This window comes from Humidesulfovibrio idahonensis (assembly GCF_054657715.1).
The window spans coordinates 671636-688829 of record NZ_BAAHYE010000002.1 but is presented as its reverse complement, the minus strand read 5'-3'; the positions used below and the strand labels follow the sequence as shown (position 1 = coordinate 688829).

Annotated in this window: 16 protein-coding genes; 12 read left to right on the top strand and 4 right to left on the bottom strand. The window is 66.0% G+C overall.

Going from position 1 to position 17194, the window contains the following annotated elements; genetic code table 11:
• Positions 1-123: 123 nt before the first annotated feature.
• The 9 genes from hisD to ACYQ4W_RS03420 all read left to right on the top strand — a co-directional run bounded on the left by hisD (position 124) and on the right by ACYQ4W_RS03420 (position 9072).
• Positions 124-1437: a histidinol dehydrogenase gene (hisD, locus tag ACYQ4W_RS03460; protein ID WP_459852846.1), complete on the top strand. Its 1314-nt coding sequence runs from the start codon at positions 124-126 to the stop codon at positions 1435-1437.
• Positions 1438-1455: 18 nt separating this feature from the next.
• On the top strand, positions 1456-2364 hold the full coding sequence (locus ACYQ4W_RS03455; RefSeq protein ID WP_459852844.1) for a phosphoribosylaminoimidazolesuccinocarboxamide synthase: 909 nt from the start codon (positions 1456-1458) through the stop codon (positions 2362-2364).
• Between the two features lie 482 nt (positions 2365-2846).
• Entirely contained in the window at positions 2847-3170 is a 324-nt protein-coding gene (gene rpsF / locus ACYQ4W_RS03450; RefSeq protein WP_459852841.1) for a 30S ribosomal protein S6, read from the top strand.
• Between the two features lie 3 nt (positions 3171-3173).
• Positions 3174-3434, top strand: a complete 261-nt coding sequence (rpsR, locus tag ACYQ4W_RS03445; RefSeq protein WP_308734128.1) for a 30S ribosomal protein S18 — start codon at positions 3174-3176, stop codon at positions 3432-3434.
• Positions 3435-3449: 15 nt separating this feature from the next.
• Positions 3450-3932 carry a 50S ribosomal protein L9 gene (gene rplI, locus ACYQ4W_RS03440; RefSeq protein ID WP_459854451.1) on the top strand — a complete coding sequence of 161 codons (483 nt, stop codon included), beginning with the start codon at positions 3450-3452 and terminating at the stop codon, positions 3930-3932.
• Positions 3889-5343 carry a replicative DNA helicase gene (gene dnaB / locus ACYQ4W_RS03435; protein ID WP_459852837.1) on the top strand — a complete coding sequence of 485 codons (1455 nt, stop codon included), beginning with the start codon at positions 3889-3891 and terminating at the stop codon, positions 5341-5343. Before rplI ends, dnaB begins: the two co-directional genes overlap by 44 nt.
• A 54-nt stretch (positions 5344-5397) precedes the next feature.
• Entirely contained in the window at positions 5398-6693 is a 1296-nt protein-coding gene (locus tag ACYQ4W_RS03430; protein WP_459852835.1) for a phenylacetate--CoA ligase family protein, read from the top strand.
• A gap of 186 nt (positions 6694-6879) precedes the next feature.
• Complete coding sequence (gene thrC / locus ACYQ4W_RS03425; protein WP_459852833.1) at positions 6880-8322, top strand: threonine synthase; 1443 nt, start codon at positions 6880-6882, stop codon at positions 8320-8322.
• Positions 8323-8325: 3 nt separating this feature from the next.
• Complete coding sequence (locus tag ACYQ4W_RS03420; RefSeq protein ID WP_459852831.1) at positions 8326-9072, top strand: TlyA family RNA methyltransferase; 747 nt, start codon at positions 8326-8328, stop codon at positions 9070-9072.
• A 219-nt stretch (positions 9073-9291) separates the two neighbouring features.
• On the opposite strand, the gene metG is transcribed toward ACYQ4W_RS03420, so the two are convergent.
• From metG to ACYQ4W_RS03400, 4 genes are all read right to left on the bottom strand, one after another.
• A complete protein-coding gene (metG, locus tag ACYQ4W_RS03415) occupies positions 9292-11253 on the bottom strand; it encodes a methionine--tRNA ligase (RefSeq protein ID WP_459852829.1) in 1962 nt (653 codons plus the stop codon).
• 143 nt (positions 11254-11396) lie between these two features.
• Positions 11397-12941 carry a PSP1 domain-containing protein gene (locus ACYQ4W_RS03410; protein WP_459852827.1) on the bottom strand — a complete coding sequence of 515 codons (1545 nt, stop codon included), beginning with the start codon at positions 12939-12941 and terminating at the stop codon, positions 11397-11399.
• An 89-nt stretch (positions 12942-13030) separates the two neighbouring features.
• Positions 13031-13429 carry a response regulator gene (locus ACYQ4W_RS03405; RefSeq protein WP_459852824.1) on the bottom strand — a complete coding sequence of 133 codons (399 nt, stop codon included), beginning with the start codon at positions 13427-13429 and terminating at the stop codon, positions 13031-13033.
• A gap of 113 nt (positions 13430-13542) precedes the next feature.
• On the bottom strand, positions 13543-14385 hold the full coding sequence (locus ACYQ4W_RS03400; RefSeq protein ID WP_459852822.1) for an MBL fold metallo-hydrolase: 843 nt from the start codon (positions 14383-14385) through the stop codon (positions 13543-13545).
• A 192-nt stretch (positions 14386-14577) separates the two neighbouring features.
• On the opposite strand from ACYQ4W_RS03400, the gene ilvN reads away from it, so the two are divergent.
• The 3 genes from ilvN to buk are packed head-to-tail and all read left to right on the top strand — an operon-like array spanning position 14578 to position 17149.
• Entirely contained in the window at positions 14578-15102 is a 525-nt protein-coding gene (gene ilvN / locus ACYQ4W_RS03395; protein WP_459852820.1) for an acetolactate synthase small subunit, read from the top strand.
• The gene (locus ACYQ4W_RS03390; RefSeq protein WP_459852818.1) at positions 15102-16061 is read left to right on the top strand and encodes a phosphate acyltransferase; all 960 of its coding nucleotides are present in this window, start codon (positions 15102-15104) and stop codon (positions 16059-16061) included. Before ilvN ends, ACYQ4W_RS03390 begins: the two co-directional genes overlap by 1 nt.
• Positions 16058-17149: a butyrate kinase gene (buk, locus tag ACYQ4W_RS03385; RefSeq protein ID WP_459852815.1), complete on the top strand. Its 1092-nt coding sequence runs from the start codon at positions 16058-16060 to the stop codon at positions 17147-17149. Before ACYQ4W_RS03390 ends, buk begins: the two co-directional genes overlap by 4 nt.
• Positions 17150-17194: the final 45 nt, after the last annotated feature.

Here is a 17194-nt window from a genome sequence, read left to right as displayed (position 1 = left end):
TTTCACACCCTGGCCCCTTCTCATTTCCAAGCCGCCGCGGCCCGGCCTCGACTTTTGAACGGCCTTCCGCTAGCATCAGGCGGTTCAAGATCGGACCACCACACAAGAATCCAGAGGTTCATCATGCCCTGCCGCATCATCCGCGTTCCCGCCGAAATGGACGCAGCCGGCCTGCTTGCCTGGCTTGGCGGCCGCAAGAATCCGGGGAACGACATCACCACCACAGTCCGCGCCATCCTCGCGGCCGTCAAAAAGGACGGCGACAAGGCCCTGCGCGCCTACACCCGCAAGTTCGACGCGCCGGAGCTGCCCGTGCGCTTCCGCGTGGCGGAGAAGGACATCAAAAGCGCCCTGGCCCGCATCCCCAAGGATGACATCGCCATTCTGCGCGAGGCCATCGACCGCGTGCGCGACTTTCACGCCCGCCAGGTCGAGCAGTCCTGGTGGACCACCACCCCGGACGGCACCGTGCTGGGGCAGATGGTGCGCCCCGTGGACCGCGTGGGCTTGTACGTGCCCGGCGGCCAGGGCGGCGAGACCCCGCTCATCTCCAGCCTCATCATGAACGCCGTGCCCGCCCAGGTGGCCGGAGTGACGGACATCGCCGTCATTTCGCCCCCGCGCAAGGACTCGACCCTCAACCCCTATATTTTGGCCACGGCCGCCCTGCTCGGCATCACGGAGATCCACCGCGCGGGCAGCGCCTGGGGCATCGCCGCCCTGGCCTACGGCACCGGGAGCATCCGCCCCTGCGACGTCATCGCCGGGCCAGGCAACATCTACGTGGCCACGGCCAAGGCCATCCTCGTGGGCGAGGTCGGCATCGACATGATCGCCGGACCGAGCGAGATCAGCATCCTGGCCGACGACTCCGCCAACCCGGAGTACATTGCGGCGGACATGCTCTCCCAGGCCGAGCACGACCCCCTGGCCGCGGCATTGTGCATCACCCCCTGCGCCGCCCTCGCGGAGCGCATTTGCGCCAGCCTGAAGCGCCAGTTGGCCACCCTGCCCCGCCAGGACCTGGCTGCCCGCTCCCTCAAGGACTGGGGCGGCGTGCTGGTGGTCGGCAGCATGGACGAAGCCATCGCCCTGGTGAACGGCATAGCGCCGGAACACCTGGAGCTGGCCGTGAGCGAGCCCTTCGCCCTGCTGGGCAAGATCAGAAACGCCGGGGCCATCTTCCTGGGCCACCACTGCCCGGAGCCCGTGGGCGACTATTTTGCCGGGCCGAACCACGTGCTGCCCACCCTGGGCACAGCGCGCTTCTCCTCGGCCCTCTCGGTGCAGAGCTTTTGCAAAAAGTCGAGCATCGTTGCCGCTTCACCGGAATTTTTGCGCTGCCACGCGGACAAGATCGCCCGCCTGGCGCGCCTGGAAGGCCTGGAGGCCCACGCCAGAAGCGTGGAGATCCGCCAGAGCATGCCCCAAAAATAATCGACAACGGAGTCCGCCATGCAATGCGTCACCAGCACGAATATCAAGGAGTTCCCTCTCGTCTCGCGCGGGAAGGTGCGCGACATTTACGCCACCGGCCCGGACAGCCTGCTCATCGTCACCACGGACCGCATCTCGGCCTTTGACGTCATCATGGACGACCCCATTCCGCACAAGGGCGTGGTGCTGAACCAGATCACCCTGTTCTGGATGGAGATGTTCGCCAAGCTGGTGCCCAACCACCTGCTCGCCACGGACGTGAAGGACTTTCCCGCCGCGCTCAAACCCCACGCCGACATGCTGGAAGGCCGCGCGGTCATCGTGCGCAAGGCCAAGCCCCTGCCCATCGAGTGCATCGTGCGCGGCTACATCACCGGCTCCGGCTGGAAGGACTACCTCAAGAGCGGCAGCGTGTGCGGCCACCAGCTGCCCCAGGGCCTGCGCGAGAGCGACAAGCTGGAGAAGCCCCTGTTCACTCCCTCCACCAAGGCGGACCTGGGCGCGCACGACGAGAACATCCCCGTGGCCGAGGCCATGCGCATCACCGGCGAGGCCCTGGCCAAAGAGGCCCAGGACCTGGCCATCGGCATCTACTCGGGCGCGCGCGACTACGCCGGGCAGCGCGGCATCATCATCGCGGACACCAAGTTCGAGTTCGGCACGGTGAAGGAAGGCACCGGCGAGCGCCTCATCCTCATCGACGAGGTGCTGACCCCGGATTCCTCCCGCTTCTGGCCCATGAGCGACTACGCTCCCGGCCGCGGGCAGATGAGCTTCGACAAGCAGTTCCTGCGCGACTGGCTGGAGGAGATCAAGTTCAACAAGCGCCCGCCCGCGCCAAAAATCCCCCAGGAGATCATCGACCAGACCCGCGCCAAGTACCTGGAGGCTTACCGCCTGCTCACGGGCAAGGAACTCGGCGTCTAAACGTTCCGCATCCCATCGGAGGGAGCATGGACAGCAGTTGGCTTTTGCTCATTGTGGTCGCGGTCGGCTGGGTGGCCCTCTCCCGGCTGGTTCCTGGCGGGGGTTGAGGCCCCAAGAAGCAGTGCGGCTGGACGCCGCCTCCCGCCCCGAAGGACGCCGACAAGCCGGCCGGCGACGCGCCAAGCGACGCCAAGCCGGACAAGAAGTAGCGCTCCGGGCGCGGCCCGGCGGGAGGGAACATGCTGGACAATGTCCTGTTCATTCTCACAGTGCTTGCAGTCGGGTATGTCTACGTGGGGATTATTTTGCCGAAGTTCGGCATGCGGGGTTGATTGCCCAAGACTCCGGACCCCTGGCAGGGGCCCGAGAAGTGCAAGAAATCCGAGGACGCTTGACAGCGCGCAAATCTGCACGTAAGAGCACCCCTCTACCTTGCTCTTCCCCCGTGTGGGAAGGGCCAAAGACCAAAAGGAGCACCCTACATGTTGAATCACTACGAGACTCTTGTGCTCATGAGTCCGGAACTGGCCGAGGAGAACCGCAAGGAGATTCTCGCCAACCTCTCCGGAATCATCGAGCGCGACGGGGGCCAGATGGGCCTCGTCGACGACTGGGGCATCCGCACCCTCGCGTACCCCGTCCGCAAACTGACGCGCGGCCACTACGTGCGCCTCGACTACACCGCCCCCGGCGCTGTCGTGGCTGAGCTGGAGCGCAACATCCGCATCACCGACGGCCTGTTCAAGTTCGTCACCGTCCGCTTGGCCGACGCCGTTGCCGCCGCGCCCAGCACCGAGGAGGCCTAAACCATGGCGTTCCGCAAAAAGTTCACGCCGAAGAGGAAGTTCTGCCGCTTCTGCGCCGACAAGAACCTGCCGCTCGACTACAAGCGCGCCGACATCCTGCGCGACTACATCACCGAGCGTGGCAAGATCATCGCCCGCCGCATCACCGGTACCTGCGCCAAGCATCAGCGCAGCCTGACCACCGAGATCAAGCGCGCCCGGCAGATGGCTCTGTTGTTCTACACCACCGTGCACAGCACGGATGTCAAGAAGAAGACCGTCTAGGAGGGCGCAATGACCATGAAACTCATCTTGCGCGCCGACGTTGATACCCTGGGTCGCCTCGGGGACATCGTCGCGGTCAAGCCCGGCTTCGGCCGCAATTTCCTGATTCCCCAGGGCCTGGCCATGAAGGCCACCGATGCCAATCTGAAACAGTTTGAACTGGAGCGCAAAAAGCTGGCCGCCCAGGCCGACGGCTTGCGCGCCGAGGCCACTGATCTGGCCGCCAAAATCGCCGCCGCGGTCGTGGTCATTCCCGTGCGCGTGGGCGAAGGCGACAAGCTCTACGGTTCCGTCACCTCCCAGAACGTCGCCGACGCTCTGGCCGAGCAGGGGATCGAGATCGATCGCCGCAAGATTGAAATGCCCGAGGCCATCCGCGCCCTGGGTGACTTCGAGGTCGCCATCCGCCTGCACCCCGATGTCCACGGCGAACTCAAACTCCGTGTGATCAAGCATGGCCAGCCGGAAAAAGAACCCGAACAGCAGCCCGAGGCGTAATAGCCAGGGCGAACGAGAAGAAGGCGCGGAGGCCCTGGAAAGGGCTTCCGCAGCCCTCTCGCGTAATATCCCCCCCCAGAATCTGGAAGCCGAACAGGCGGTTCTTGGGGGGGTTTTTCTGCGCAATTCGTTGTTCCACTCCCTTGTGGACATCATCCGCAACGAAGATTTCTACTCCCCCGCTCACCGCCTCATCTTCCGCGCCTTTGAGGACCTGTACGCCAAGAACGCCCCGGTGGACCTCGTCACGGTCACGGAGCAGCTGAACCAGTCGCAGCAGCTCGATTCCGTCGGCGGGCCCGTGTACCTGGCGGAGCTGGCCAGCTCGCCCGTGAGCGCGGCCAACGCCCTGCACCACGCGGCCATCGTGCGCGACAAGGCCATCAGCCGCCGCCTCATCGAAGCCGCCAGCGAAATCATCGGCAACTGCTACGACTCGCAGGACGTGGAAAGCCTGCTCGACCAGAGCGAGCAGTCCATCTTCCAAATTTCGGACGTGCGCTCCAAGACCACGGTGCACAGCGGCAAAGAGCTGGTCGACCGCGTGTTCAAGGAGTTGGAGAAGCGCGTGGGCCGCCAGGCGCTGGTCACCGGCACCACCACCGGCTACGAGAAGCTCGACGAGATGACCGCCGGCCTCCAGAACTCGGACCTCATCATCGTGGCCGGCCGCCCCAGCATGGGCAAGACCGCCTTTGCGCTCAACCTGGCGCTGAACGCCGCCACCAAGGGCGAGGAGCCCACCACCACGGCCATCTTCTCGCTGGAAATGTCCATGGACCAGATCATGATGCGTATTCTGTGCTGCCAGGGCCGGGTGGACCTGGTGAACCTGCGGCGCGGCAGCATCGACGACCAGGACTGGGCCAAGCTGTATGACGCGGCCAATGTCATCTCCAACGCGCCCATTTTCGTGGACGACACCCCGGCGCTCTCCACCATGGAGCTGCGCGCCCGCTGCCGGCGCCTCAAGGCCGAGCACGGCCTGGGCCTGGTCATGGTCGACTACCTCCAGCTCATGCGCGCCAGCCGCGACATCGACTCCCGCGAGCAGGAAATTTCCGATATTTCGCGTAACCTGAAGGCCCTGGCCAAGGAGCTGAACATCCCCGTCATCGCGCTCTCGCAGCTCAACCGCAAAGTCGAGGAACGCAGCGACAAGCGCCCCATGCTCTCCGACTTGCGCGAATCCGGCGCCATCGAACAGGACGCCGACGTCATCATGTTCATCTACCGCGACGAAGTGTACAACAAAGAGAAGACCCAGAAGCCGAACGTGGCCGAGATCATCATCGGCAAGCAGCGCAACGGCCCGGTCGGCGATGTGGAGCTGTACTTCAAGAAGCAGTACAGCCGGTTTGAAAATCTCAACACTTTGGCGTATCCATCGGAATACCTGCCGACCACGTAAACGAACCGGCCCGCACCACACGTTCACGACACATTGCCTGAGGGGAGAGCAGACATGTATTACGAAGCCGCAGAGGGCATGGCCCGCGAGTCTCTGGAAAAGTTGCAGACCGAGCGCCTGAAGCGCACCATCGCCACCTGCCTGCGGTCCCCGTTCTACAGCGGCCGCCTGGGCAAGCTCAATCTCTCCCCGGACGACTTCAACACCCCGGCGGACATCCGCAAGATCCCCTTCACCACCAAGGACGACCTGCGCGGCAACTACCCCTACGGGTTCATTTGCCAGCCCATGGACCAGTACGTGCGCCTGCACGCCAGCAGCGGCACCACGGGCACGCCCACGGCGATCTTCTACACCCAGAACGACATCGACTCCTGGGCCGGGCTTGTGGCGCGCTGCATGTACGCCGTGGGCCTGCGCAAGGGCGATGTGTTCCAGAACATGAGCGGCTACGGCCTGTTCACCGGCGGTCTGGGCATCCACTACGGCTCGGAGCGACTGGGCTGCCTCACCGTGCCCGCGGGCGCCGGCAACTCCAAGCGCCAGCTCAAGCTTCTGCGCGACTTCAAGGTGGACGGGGTGCACATCATCCCCTCCTACGCCCTGCACTTCGCCAGCTTTCTCAAGAGCGAGGGCGTCGACCCCAGGAGCCTCAACTGGCGCATCGCGCTCATCGGCGCGGAGCCCCACACCGAGGAAGTGCGCCAGCGCATTCAGGACCTGCTGGGCGTCAAGGCCTTCAACTCCTACGGCATGACCGAAATGAACGGCCCCGGCGTGGCCTTCGAGTGCGAAAAGCAGGCGGGCATGCACGTGTGGGAGGACGCCTACATCGCGGAGATCATCAACCCCGAGACCGGCGAGCCCGTTGCCGAGGGCGAAGTGGGCGAACTGGTCATGACGACCCTGTGCCGCGACGGCATGCCGCTTTTGCGCTACCGCACCCGCGACCTCACCCGCTTCATTCCCGGCCCGTGCGCCTGCGGCCGCACCCACCGCAGGCTCGACCGCATCACCGGCCGCGCCGACGACATGATGATCATCAAGGGCTGCAACATCTACCCCATGCAGATCGAGCAGGCCCTCATGTCCCTGCCGGAAGTGGCGCAGAACTACCTCATCGAGCTCTTCAAGGAGGGTGAGATGGACCAGCTGCGCGTCAAGGTGGAGATCAAGGACGACTACTTCGTGGAGGACATGCGCGTGCTGACCTCGCTGCAGAAGAAGATCGCCTCGCGCCTGCGCGACGAGATCCTGGTCACCCCGCGCGTGGAGCTGGTGCAGCACGACTCCATCCCCAAGAGCGAGGGCAAGGCCGTGCGCGTGGTGGACCTGCGCGAAAAGCCGTAACCGCCGGTCCATAACCGTTGATCCGCCGGGACAGCCGCGGCGGGACTCGCCTGACCATCGGAAACAAGGCGCCCAAATGGCGCAACGGCCCTGCCGCACGCTTTGCGCATGCCCCAGGCAGCCCCCCAACATTCAGCATACACGGCCGCACGCGCGCGCCACAAGATCACGCAAGGAGTCACCCCCATGTCCAAGAGCTTCCCCGCCTACCGCGGCCACATGGAGTATGTTTGCCTGGGTTGCGGCGCCCGCTATGATATCGGCGAGCTGCACTACACCTGCCCCAAGTGCTCCGGGGTGTTCCTGCTGACCGACACGACCTTCGACGAACTCAAGAAGACCAGCGCCAGCGAGTGGCGCGCCATTTTCGATCAGCGCGCAGCCAGCAAGATCCCGGCCCTGCGCGGCATCTTCCGCTTCTACGAGCTCATGGCCCCGGTGCTGGAGGAAGAAGACATCCTCTACCTGGGCGAGGGCAACACGCCCATCGTGGACTCTCCGCCCGCCCTGCGCGCCCGGCTCGGCCTCAAGACCGCCTACAAGAACGACGGCCAGAACCCCAGCGCCAGCTTCAAGGACCGGGGCATGGCCTGCGCCTTCAGCTTTCTCAAGAGCCTCATCCGCACCAAGGGCTGGACCGAAGTGCTCGCCATCTGCGCCAGCACGGGCGACACCTCCGCCGCGGCCGCGCTCTATGCCTCGTACGTCGGCGGCGCTGTCAAAAGCGCGGTCATCCTGCCCGCGGGCAAGGTGACGCCCCAGCAGCTGGCCCAGCCCCTGGGCAGCGGCGCCGTGGTTCTGGAGGTGCCCGGCGTGTTCGACGACTGCATGAAGGTCGTGGAGCACTTGGCCGACAACTACCGCGTGGCCCTGCTCAACTCCAAGAACGCCTGGCGCATCCTGGGCCAGGAGTCCTACGCCTTCGAGGTCGCCCAGTGGTACGACTGGGACCTGAAGGGCAAGTGCATTTTCGTGCCCATCGGCAACGCGGGCAACATCACGGCCATCATGGGCGGCTTCCTCAAGCTCCACGCCCTTGGCATCATCGAGTCCCTGCCGCGCGTGTTCGGCGTGCAGTCGCACCATGCGGACCCCGTGTACCGCTACTACGCCGCCGATGCGGGCAAGCGCGAGTTCAAGGCCGTGACGGTGAGCGCCAGCGTGGCCCAGGCGGCCATGATCGGCAACCCGGTCTCCTTCCCGCGCGTGCGCCACTTTGCGGAGAAGTACGAGGCCCTGGCCGGAGAAGGCTCCTTCCAGGTCATCCAGGTGACGGAGCAGCAGATCATGGACTCCATGATCGAGGCCAACCGCCACGGGCACATAGCCTGCACCCAGGGCGGCGAGTGCCTGGCCGGAGCCAAGCGCGCCAAGGAGCTCGGTCTGGTGAGCGCGGACGAGACGCTCATCCTCGACGCCACGGCGCACCACCTCAAGTTCATCGGCTTCCAGGAAATGTATTTCTCCAACACCTTCCCGCCCGAGTTCGGCGTCTCCCCGAAGCCGGAGCTGGCCAACAAGCCGGAGCTCATCATCAAGGCCGAGGAAAAGACGCGTCTGGCCGAGAAGGACTACGTGGTCCAGGCCGCGCAGAACGTGGTTGCGCGCTTGGGCCTGGCCAAGAAATAGCCCGTGGCCAAGAAGCACCGCGCGGACAAGCTCCTGTTCGAGCAGGGGCTGGCGGAGTCGCAGGAAGCGGCCATGCGTCTGGTCATGGCCGGGGCCGTGCACTACCTCAAGGCCGGCGAAAAGACCCCCGTGGCCTCGCCCGGGCAGCAGCACCACGAGGACACGGAATTCATCCTGCGCGGGCAGGACCGCTTCGTCAGCCGGGGCGGCTACAAGCTCCTCACCGCCATCGAAGAGCTCGGCTTCGACCCTTGCGGCAAGCACTGCCTGGACGCCGGAGCCTCCACCGGCGGCTTCACCGACTGCCTGCTGCAGCACGGCGCGGCCCGTGTCCACGCGGCCGATGTGGGCTACGGGCAACTCCACTGGAAGCTGCGCGGCGACGAACGCGTCGTGGTGCTGGAGCGCCTGAACCTGCGCACGCCGCCGCTGCATCTGTTTCCAGAGCCCTTTGACGTGCTCACCGCCGACGTGTCCTTCATCTCCCTCACCGCCATACTGCCGGGCTGCCTGACGCTGCTCAAGCCCGTTTGCGAGCTGGTGCTGCTCATTAAGCCGCAGTTCGAGCTGCCCGTGGGCCGCACGGACAAGGGCGTGGTGCGCGACGAAGCGCACAGGCAGGAGGCCGTGGACGCGGTGCTGAACTTCTGCAGGGGCGAGCTTGGTCTCTCGCTCAGGGGGCTCATCCCCTCGGCGCTCTTGGGGCCAAAGGGCAACCAGGAATATCTGGCCTGGCTGGAACGGGAGTAGCCGGACTTTCCCTCCGCGCCTCCACAGGCAAGCCCGCCACGTTATCCTCGTGCCAACGCTGCAACGTCGCCGACCTCGCGAAAGGCTCCCGGCGCGCCGCTCCCCATTTCTCCAAAAGCAAAGGGCTCTTTCCGACACGTTACGCCGGAAAGAGCCCTTCGCTGTATGCGGTTGGCAAAGGAACCTAGTCCCTTTGGCCGCCGCGCTTATTATCTTGCGCTAGGCGATCTTGCCGCCGTCGTCCACGGCTCCGGCTGCGGTCAAGAGCCTGGTCACCTCGGCGTCCTTGGCCACCAGGATCATGCCCTGGCTCACAAGACCGCGCAGCTTGCGCGGGGCGAGGTTGGCCACGACCACCACCTGCTTGCCCACAAGCTCCTCTGGACTGAAGCGGTCGGCCAGGCCGGCCACGATCTGCCGGGGCTTTTCCTCGCCAAGCGACACCTGCACGACGAGGAGCTTGTCCGCGTCCGGGTGTTTGGCGGCGGAAAGCACGGTGCCCACGCGCAGGTCCAGCTTCTGGAAATCGGCGAATTCGATGTTCTCGGCGGCGCAGGCCGGGGCGGCGGCTTCCTTGGGCGCGGGCGCGGCCTTGGCCTTCTTGGATTCCGCCACGGCTTCCTTGGGAGCGGGCGGCGTGGGCTCGGGCAGCTCCACGCGGGGGAACAGGTTGGACGTCTGGGCCACGGCGACGCCGGACTCCAGCACGCCCCAAACCTCGGGCTCCTTGGGCAGCATGATCTTCTCCAGATCAAAGGGCATGCCGAGCTGCACGAGCATCTTCTCGCTGGCGTCGGGCATGACGGGCCACAGGTGCACGGCGATTTTGCGCATGTGCTCCAGCACCACGTACATCACCGTGCCCAGCCGGGCCATCTGCTTGTTCTTGTAAAGGGTCCAGGGCGCGGTCTGGTCGATATACTTGTTGAGGGCGCGCACGAGCTCCCACAACGCCTCCAGGGCGCGGGCGGTGCGGAACTCGCCGAAGTTGGACTGAAAGCCCTGCATTGCCTCCAGGCCCAGGTGCTTCAGCTCGGCGTCCTCCTGGAACTCCTTGTCCGGGCTCGGCACCTTGCCCTCGAAATACTTGTGGGTCATGGCCAGTGCGCGATTGAACAGGTTGCCCAAGTCGTTGGCCAGATCGGCGTTAAGCCGGCCCACCAGGGCGTCCTCGGTGAAGGAGGCGTCGGAGCCGAAGGCCATCTCGCGCAGGAGGAAATAGCGGAAGGCCGAGGCGCCGTAGGTGTCCACCATGCGTTTGGGCTCGACGACGTTGCCCAGGGACTTGGACATCTTTGTGTCGCGCACAAGCCAGTAGCCGTGCACGTTGAGGGACTGATAGGGCGTGATGCCCGCGGCCTTGAGCATGGTCGGCCAGAACACGGCGTGGGGCTTCAGAATGTCTTTGGCCACGATGTGGTTGGCGGCGGGCCAGAACTTCTTGAACTTGTCGCCGCGCGGGTAGTTGAGCGCGGTGATGTAGTTCAAAAGCGCGTCGAACCACACGTAGCAGACGAAATTCGGGTCAAAGGGCAGCTCTATGCCCCAGGTGAGGCGGCTCTTGGGACGGGAGATGCACAGGTCCTCCAGCGCGCCGGACTCCAGCAGGCTCAATACCTCGTTGCGGTAGCGCGCCGGGCGGATGAACTCCGGGTGCTCGTTGATGTGCTCGATGAGCCAGCCCTGATACTTGGACATGCGGAAGAAGTAGTTCTTCTCGGCGATGTATTCCGGCTTGGTCTTGTGGTCCGGGCACATGCCGTCCACGAGCTCCTTCTCGGTGTAGAAGCGCTCGCAGCCGAAGCAATAATGCCCGCCGTATTCGCCGAAATAGATGTCTCCGCTCTCGTACACCTTCTGGAGCACCTTCTGCACGGTCTTGATGTGCTCCGGGTCCGTGGTGCGGATGAACTGGTTGGGCTTGGCCCCCAGGATGGGCGCAAGACCGCGGAACAGGCCGCTGATCTGGTCGGCGTATTCCTTGGGCGACTGGCCCGCCGCCTCCGAGGCCTTGGCGATCTTGTCGCCGTGCTCGTCCGTGCCGGTGAGGAAGTACGTCTCCTCGCCCATGAGGGCGTGGAAGCGCGACACGGAGTCGGCCAGGATGGTGGTGAAGGCGTGGCCCAGGTGGGGCTTGGCGTTGACGTAGAAGATGGGGGTCGTGACGAAAAAGCGGCTCAAGTGATACTCCTTGAAGCGTTTGCCGGGCGGCCGAAATGTTTCGGACTGCGCCCGGCGCTCTGCGGCCTTGCCGGCCATGATGTCTGGCCAATGAGCTGGCCGCGGTTGTTCAAATCTGCCGTTCGCCCTTGGGGCATGGCGCGTTATGCGGGCTTGGGCCCCTTGCTCTTGCGACGCTTGCGGCGCGGGCGGTGGCGTTCGCCCTCGGCCGTGGCCGGGCGGGCCTCGCCGTTTTCGGCGCGCGGCTCTTCTCCGCCTGCGGGCGCCACACCTGCGGCGGCGGGAGCGCGTTCGGCGCGGTCGCGGCGCTCGGGCCTGTCGGCACGCTCCGGTTTATCGGCGCGCTCGGCCTGTTCCGGGCGGTCCGCACGGTCCGGGCGCGGAGCGCGGTCAGTTCTTTCGCCCCTTTCGGGCCTGGGCGCGCGGTCCGGGCGCGAAGGACGCCCGGCGGACGGCCGCGAACGGCCGGAGCTCGGACGCGGCTGCGCTTCCTGGGCCGGGGCCTCGGGAGGCGCGTCGCCGGGCTGGCGGTTCAGCATCTCCTTCCATTCGTCGAGGGTGAACTCGCGCTCGCCCTCGTCCTCGACCCAAACGGATATGGATTTCTTAAAGAAATTGGCACGCAGCACCTTCACGCTGCCAATGGGCGTCTGCACGCGCTTGCCGATCTTGGGGCACTGCTTGTGGAATTCCTCGTAGCCCTTCTGCTCGTAGCTCAGGCAGCACAAAAGCCGCCCGCAGATGCCGGAGATCTTGGCCGGGTTGAGGAACAGGTTCTGCTCCTTGGCCATTTTGATGGTCACCGGCGCGAACTTGCGCAGGAAGCGGCGGCAGCAGCACACCTGCCCGCAGTTGCCTATGGCCCCGATCATCTGCGTTTCGTGGCGCACGCCTATCTGCCGCAGTTCGATGCGGGTGTGGAACTCGCGCACGAGGCTCTTGATGAGTTCGCGGAAGTCGATGCGGTTTGGCGCTGTGAAAAAGAATATGAGCTTGCTGCGGTCGTGGAGCACTTCCACGTCCACCAGCTTCATGTCCAGATTTTGGGAATTGATGCAGCCCCGGCAGAAGGAGAAGGCCCGGCGGGCCAGGCGCAGGTTCTCGCCGTGGGTCTCCAGGTCGGATTCCGTGGCCAGGCGGTGGATGGTCTGCAATCCGGCCAGGCTGTGCGGCACGGGCTGGGCGCTGGCCTGGTCGCTGACGAACAGCGGCGCGGAGCCGGGGTTGCGGTCCTCGGCCGCCACGGTGGCGGCGGCGTGGCTCAGGCTCTCGGCCAGGGCGGAGGAGTCTCCGGCGCCGGCAGGAGCCGAGTCCCATTCCGCGGCGCCCAGGCTCTGCTCAAAGGGAGCGGGCGGCGTGGTGTTGTCGTCGGGCGCGGCGGCGTGCGCGGCTTCCGGAGTCGCTTCGACAGCGGCGGCGGCATCCGGCCCGGCATTTTCCTGCCCGGCTTCGTCGACGCCAAGGTCCACGCGAGCTTCCGTATCGCCGGCTTCGACAGGGCGGGCGGCGATCTGCGCGTATTCAACGGGAGCGCCATCGGGCGCGGCAACGGTGGCGATGCGCCCCAGGGCCAGGCCCTGGTCCGTCTCCACCAGCACGGACTGCCCCGCGCGCAACACATGAAGCCCGGAAGCGAAGTAGCACACCGGGCCATGATCACTGAACTTAATGCCAAGAATCTGACTCATTATCCATCCTGTCAGGCGCGAAGCGCTGCCCGACGCGGCCTGCTGTAGCCGACTTTTGCGCAGAATTCAAACACTGCCGCGCGTGAGGCTCAGCCCAAGAGCCCGTGCTCGCGCAGTTCGGCCATGAGCCGCTCCTCCGCGATGGGCTTGACCAGGAAGCAGTCCGCGCCGCCGAGGAAAAAGGCCTCGTTGGTTTCCCGGTTATCCTCAACCATGCTCACCACAAATATCGAACAACGGTCCACGGCGTCCACGCCCGTATCGGCCTCAAGGGCGCGCATTTCGCGCAGGGCCTGCTGGCCGTCCATTTCAGGCATCACAAGATCCATGCACACCAGGTCGTAGGGGCGGCCGTCCTCAAGCGCTTTTTTGAACGCGCCCACGGCTTCCTCGCCATTGACGGCGATGTGGCAGTCGGCCACGGCCCTGAGCATGTCATGCAGCATGATGCGGCTGTAAAAATCGTCATCCACGATAAGCGCGCGCATCTCTCCTCCCTCTGTCCGGGTGCAGGTGAAAGCCGCCTCATGCGGCACGTGCAAGTGTGGCACGTCTGGGGGGAGAAATCAAGTGCCACAAATGCTTGGAAGCCCGCCGGCCGTCAGCCGGAGAGGTCCATGCTCCAGCCTTGAAACAGGGCCAGGCAGCGCGGGTCGTCCGGTGCGGACAACAGCGCGCGGCAGCGTTCCTGGAGCTCGTCCTGGGCCTGGTCCGTGCGTTCCTGATTATGATGAAAGAGCCCGAGCGCGCGCACCTTTGCGGCCTTGGCCAGGCTTGCGGCATCGGCGAAGTGCGAGTGCCCCCAGCCCCGGCGCTGCGGGTATTCCTCCGGCGTGTATTCCGCGTCGTGGATGAGCAGGTCCGCGCCCTTGCAGAAGGCCGCGTAATCCGCAAACACGCCGCCGCCCTTGTGCCGAAGGGAAAGCTCGTTGTCGCTCAGGTACACCAGGCTGCGGCCGTCCTCCTCGATGCGGAAGCCCGCGCCAAGGTTGGGATGGGAAAGAGGGATGCGGCGGACGACGAGGCTGTCGACCTGCAACACGTCGTTCTTGAAGCCGATGACCGGCACCTGGGCCGGAAGCCGGGCGAACGGCACGGGAAACAGCGGCGCGCGGAAGGCTTGGGTCAGCACCCGGACGATGTCGCGCTGGGCGCCCTTGCGGCCGCCGACGTTCAGGCGTGCCGCCGGATTGTACAGCGGCTTGAAGAACGGCAGGCCTTGGATGTGGTCCCAGTGAAAATGGCTCAGCAGCAGGGTCAGGTCCGTGCGGCCCTGGCGGAGCAGATCCACGCCGAGGGCGCGTATGCCCGTGCCCGCGTCGATGATGAGCACCGCGTCGTTCTTGCTGCGCACCTCCAGACAGGCGGTATCGCCGCCATAACGCAGGTACTGTTGACCGGAGACGGGAATGGAGCCTCTGGCGCCCCAGCAGCGCACCTTCATGCGGTCGCCATCCCGCCCGGCGCGATGCGGGTGAGAGTCCTTTGAGCCATAGTTCCAACTATCGCGATCAGTGCATAATGGCAAGGGCGCGCGGTCCCAAGAGGCTTTGCATCCCGCGATTTTCAGATGTATGCTTCAGTGGCCTGCAAGCATCTTTCCGGCCCCAGGGCCGCAAGCCAAGGAGCGCACGCCGTGAAACACACCATATCCGCCCTGGTGGCCAACCGCAGCGGGGTGCTCGCGGAAATGGCCGAGGAATTCAAAAGCCGCGGGCTCAACATCCGCAGCATCTCCAGCGGCGAGACCGAAAACCCCTCGGTCTCGCGCATGGTCATCTGCTTCGACGCGCCGGACCCCGCCCCGGGAACGGACCCGGCCTGCGAGCCGGAGGCCTCGGCCCTGCCGCCGGACGGCATCATCGCCTCCGTGGCGCGCATGGACTTCGTCATCCAGGTGGACGACCTCTCGCGCCGGGAGTTTGTGGACCGCGAGCTGGTACTCATGAAGGTGCAGCGCGAAAACGAAAGCCTGTCGCAGCTCATGCAGATTCTGGAGGTCTTCCGCGCCGGCGTGGTGGGCCTGGGCGAAAAAAGCATCACGGTGGAGCTCTCCGGCGATTCCGAGCGCGTGGAGGGCCTCATCCGCATGCTCTCGCCCTTCGGCATCCTCTCCATGGCCCGCACGGGCAAAATAGCCCTCAAGCGCGGAGACGACTGATGCGCTGCCTGGACGACCTCATCCAGGCCGCCCGGACACAAGGCCCGAAACCGCGCCTGGCCATCGCGCCCTGCGCGGAGCGCTTCGTGCTGCGCGCCGCCCTGCTGGCCGCGGAAAAAGAACTCGTCGAGCCCGTGTTCATCGGCGACAGGGAACGCGCCTGCACCGCTGCGGAATCTCTCTGCACGAACTTCAGCGACTTCGAATTCGTGGACTGCCCCGACGACCATGAGGCCGTCGCCCTGGCCGTGGAGTATTTCCGCACCGGCCGGGCGCAGCTGGTTATGAAGGGCCTGGTGCCCACGGCGACGCTGCTTAAGGCCGTGCTCAACAAGGAGGCCGGGCTTGTGGCGCCGGGCGGCATTTTGAGCCTGGTCTCGGCCTTCGACGCGCCCCTGCCTCCGCCGCGCCCCGGCGAAAACGGCCCAATGCCTCTGCCGCGCCTCATGCTGCTCACCGATGCCGGGGTGAACATCCGCCCCAACCTGCAGCGCAAGGTCGACATCATCAAGAACGCGCTCACCGTGGCGCGCGCCCTGGGCATCGTCCGTCCGCGCGTGGCCGTGCTGGCCGCCACGGAGAAGGTCAATTTCCCGGCCATGCCCGCCACCCTCGACGCGGACCTGCTTTCCAAGATGGCGGCGGACGGCGCCTTTGGCGACGCGCTGGTGGCCGGGCCCCTGGCCCTGGACCTGGCCGTTTCGCCCCGGGCGGCCGCCCTCAAGGGCGTGACCAACCCCGTGGCCGGGCACGCGGACATTCTGGTGGCCCCGGACATCGAATCCGGCAACATTCTGTACAAGGCCCTCAACTCCTTCCTCGACACGCCCATCGCCAGCGTGGTGGTGGGCAGCAGGGTGCCGGTGGTCGTGCCCTCGCGCGGGGATTCGGAACGCTCCAAGTTCGCGTCCATAGCCCTGGCCGTACATTTGGCGAACAACGCAAAGGCGGCGGCATGAGCGCGCGCATTCTGTGCATCAATCCCGGCTCCACCTCCACCAAGGTGGCCGTGTTCGAGGACGGCGCGCTGGTCTTCAGCGAGGAAGCGCGCCACCCCAAGGAGGAGCTTGCCGCCTGCTGCGGGGCGCAGGGCCAGCTTGCCCTGCGGCATCAGGCCGTGGCCGACGCCCTGGCGAACCACGGCTGTCCGCAGAGTCCTGGCGGCTTTGCCGCCGTGGCCGGACGCGGCGGGCTGCTGGCCCCCCTGCCCGGCGGCGTGTACGCCGTGAACGAGCGCATGCTGGATGAGCTGGCGGCCAACGCCCACGGCGAACATCCCTGCAACCTGGGCGCGCCCCTGGCCTTAAGCTTTGCGCGCGGCGCGGGCTGCCCGGCCTTTGTCGTCGACCCGCCCGTGACCGACGAACTGCGCGACATCGCGCGCATCACCGGCCTGCCGCGCATCCGCCGGCGCACGGTGTTCCACGCCTTGTCGCAGCGCATGGCCGCGCGACTGGCCGCGGAGCGGCTGGGGCTCGTCTACGAGTCCGCGAAATTCGTGGTGGCCCATTTGGGCGGCGGCGTCAGCGTGGGCGCGCACGACTGCGGCCAAGTGGTGGACGTGACCAACGGCCTGGACGGCGAGGGGCCCATGAGCGCGGAGCGCGCAGGCACCCTGCCCGCCCTGGTGCTGGTGGAGATGGTCCGCGACGGCGCCGACCCCGACGCCCTGCGCCGGGAGATTTTGACCCACGGCGGGCTGTACGCCCATGCGGGCACCAACGACCTGCGCGTGGTTGAGGAACGCTTCCGCAAGGGCGACGAGGCCTCGGGCCGGCTCATCCAGGCATTGGCCTACAACGTGGCCAAGGCCGTGGGCGGCATGGCCGCGGCGCTGTTTGAGGAGAACGATGCGCCCCTGGCCGCCGTGGTGCTCACAGGGGGCATGTCGCGCAGCGGGTGCCTTGTGGCGGAGATAACCCGCCGGGTGCGTTTTTTGGCCCCGGTGCTGGTTTTGCCGCAGGTGGACGAGATGCAGGCCCTGGCCAAGGGCGCGGAGCTGGCCCTGGCCGGCCGCGCCGTTGTGCGGCAATACGGCGGGGAATAGGCGGCGCCAGGAGATGTCCCGGACCGTCCTTTGTCAGAACGGCTC

Excerpts from the sequence above, each read along its gene's own strand:
- thrC (WP_459852833.1), top strand. The coding sequence starts at position 6,880 with ATGTCCAAGAGCTTCCCCGCCTACCGCGGCCACATGGAGTATGTTTGC.
- ACYQ4W_RS03390 (WP_459852818.1), top strand. The coding sequence starts at position 15,102 with ATGCGCTGCCTGGACGACCTCATCCAGGCCGCCCGGACACAAGGCCCG.
- rpsF (WP_459852841.1), top strand. The coding sequence starts at position 2,847 with ATGTTGAATCACTACGAGACTCTTGTGCTCATGAGTCCGGAACTGGCC.
- ACYQ4W_RS03430 (WP_459852835.1), top strand. The coding sequence starts at position 5,398 with ATGTATTACGAAGCCGCAGAGGGCATGGCCCGCGAGTCTCTGGAAAAG.
- hisD (WP_459852846.1), top strand. The coding sequence starts at position 124 with ATGCCCTGCCGCATCATCCGCGTTCCCGCCGAAATGGACGCAGCCGGC.
- rpsR (WP_308734128.1), top strand. The coding sequence starts at position 3,174 with ATGGCGTTCCGCAAAAAGTTCACGCCGAAGAGGAAGTTCTGCCGCTTC.
- ACYQ4W_RS03455 (WP_459852844.1), top strand. The coding sequence starts at position 1,456 with ATGCAATGCGTCACCAGCACGAATATCAAGGAGTTCCCTCTCGTCTCG.
- rplI (WP_459854451.1), top strand. The coding sequence starts at position 3,450 with ATGAAACTCATCTTGCGCGCCGACGTTGATACCCTGGGTCGCCTCGGG.
- ACYQ4W_RS03400 (WP_459852822.1), bottom strand. The coding sequence starts at position 14,385 with ATGAAGGTGCGCTGCTGGGGCGCCAGAGGCTCCATTCCCGTCTCCGGT.
- dnaB (WP_459852837.1), top strand. The coding sequence starts at position 3,889 with ATGGCCAGCCGGAAAAAGAACCCGAACAGCAGCCCGAGGCGTAATAGC.
- ACYQ4W_RS03405 (WP_459852824.1), bottom strand. The coding sequence starts at position 13,429 with ATGCGCGCGCTTATCGTGGATGACGATTTTTACAGCCGCATCATGCTG.
- buk (WP_459852815.1), top strand. The coding sequence starts at position 16,058 with ATGAGCGCGCGCATTCTGTGCATCAATCCCGGCTCCACCTCCACCAAG.
- ACYQ4W_RS03410 (WP_459852827.1), bottom strand. The coding sequence starts at position 12,941 with ATGAGTCAGATTCTTGGCATTAAGTTCAGTGATCATGGCCCGGTGTGC.